The organism is Arthrobacter sp. SIMBA_036, from assembly GCF_046535135.1.
GTDB lineage: Bacteria > Actinomycetota > Actinomycetes > Actinomycetales > Micrococcaceae > Arthrobacter.
In genome coordinates this window covers 1-275 of sequence record NZ_JAWRXG010000152.1, presented here as the reverse complement: position 1 = coordinate 275, position 275 = coordinate 1, and the positions used below count along the sequence as shown (strand labels likewise).

General features: G+C 32.4%; 1 protein-coding gene. It reads left to right on the top strand.

All coding sequences use genetic code 11. The annotated features are described in order from the left end of the window. On the top strand, positions 1-275 hold a 275-nt coding region (locus SB659_RS19460), incomplete at both ends, for a hypothetical protein (RefSeq protein ID WP_410551590.1).

Here is a 275-nt window from a genome sequence, read left to right as displayed (position 1 = left end):
AGAAGTTGTATTAGTAGGAACAAAGAAAAAAATATTTGAAAGAAAAATAGACAGATTTGTTTTTAATACAGAAAATTCAATTGCTTCAAAAGGAGTGGATGGATTGGATGTTCTAGCAGCAACGCCTCTTGTAAAGGCTGATGATGAAGGAAACATTGGAATTGTAGGAAAGAGTGGAGTATCTATTATGATTAATGACCGTCCGGTAAATCTATCAGGAAAAGACCTTGTTTCTTACTTAAAAACAATAAGATCTGAGAATATTGAGAGAATAG